Source organism: Flavobacterium sp. TSSA_36, from assembly GCF_051547165.1.
GTDB lineage: Bacteria > Bacteroidota > Bacteroidia > Flavobacteriales > Flavobacteriaceae > Flavobacterium.
Genome location: NZ_JBPTTP010000025.1, coordinates 1 through 1,475 on the forward strand (window position 1 = coordinate 1; position 1,475 = coordinate 1,475).

The 1,475-nt window shown below is 28.7% G+C and carries 1 protein-coding gene; it reads left to right on the plus strand.

Features of this window, described 5'->3' with window-relative positions:
- The first annotated feature begins 113 nt into the window (after positions 1-113).
- Positions 114-1,445, plus strand: a complete 1,332-nt coding sequence (locus ACSVH7_RS15105) for an IS4 family transposase (protein ID WP_438067514.1) — start codon at positions 114-116, stop codon at positions 1,443-1,445.
- Positions 1,446-1,475: the final 30 nt, after the last annotated feature.

The window sequence follows — 1,475 nt, forward strand, 5'->3', positions numbered from 1 at the left end:
TTTTGCGTGAGGGATAGGAGCCAATGTCATTAAGTTAAGAGATAAATAGATAAAAACCATTGGGTTACGAACCTAAATTAGGTTCTTTGTAATTGACAAAAAAACAAATCCCAATGGTAGAAGCAAATATAAAAATAATAGAAGAGTTAAAGGATTTTTTAAAAATTATTAATACTGATTCTGATTTAAGAAAATTATTTACAAATAAGGCAACCGACTTTACAAGGAATAGAAAATTGACCTATAACAGAACTGTATTTTTAATTATTAACATGCTCAAAAAGAGTTTGTCCATAGAAATTCAAAACTTTTTTGAGAATTGTATTTCAGAGAATTTAAGCTGTACAAAATCAGCATTAAGTATTCAGAGGAAAAAGCTAAAGCCATTATTTTTTGAGGTTTGGAATCGGTTATTGGTAGATTGTTTTTATAATTACTATGGTGATAAAGTAAAAAAGTGGAATGGTTTTTTACTGATAGCAGTTGATGGTTCTACCATTAATTTGGTAGATAAGGAGGAAGTTAAAAATTATTTTGGTACTCATGGAAATCATCTTAAAGAAGTCCCAATGGCGGGAATAATGAAGTTTTATGATGTGTTGAATAGAATTACAATATTTTCTAAAATACACCCAATTAAAGTTGGTGAAAAAAGTATAGTTGCTCAGCATATTGAAAGTATTCCAGAAAATAGTCTTTCTATATATGATAGAGGATTTGCTAGTTTTTCATTGATGTACTTATTGATTCATCAAGAAAAAACAAAGCATTTTGTAATGCGATGCAAACAAGGATTTAACAAAGAAATCAGTGATTTTATGCTAAGTCTAGAGGATGATAAAATTATAAATCTTGGCCCTAATTATAGAGCTATCCATAAAATGAAAGAATATGGATATACCGTTTTTCTTCATACCACAATAAGCATACGAATGATTAAGGTAGTTTTGGAAACAGGAGAAACAGAAGTTTTATTGACCAATCTGTGCGACCAAGAAAAGTATAAAAAAGAAATTTTTAAAACGCTTTATTTTATGAGATGGAAAATTGAAACCAGTTATAATCAGGATAAAAATGTATTGCAATTAGGAGAATTTAGCGGACATAGTCTTTGGAGTATTGAACAAGATTTTTATGCTGCAACGTTTGTATCAAATTTGCAAAGTATAATAGAAAAACAATGTGAATCATATCTGAAAAATAAAAATAAAATTAGAAAGCATGATTATCAAATTAACAGAACACTCAGTATTGGGAGCATGAAAAATAAAATCACAACTTTATTCCTGACAAAGGAACCTAAAATAGTGCTTTTGGAATTGCAAAATTTATTTGAGAGACATCTTGAACCTATCAGGCTTAATAGAAATTATGAAAGGAGAAAATCCAAAATACTGCAAACAGGAAAATATAAACCTGTAACTAACTACAAAAGAGTTGTTTAGTTCTTAACTTAATGACATTGGGATAGGAGC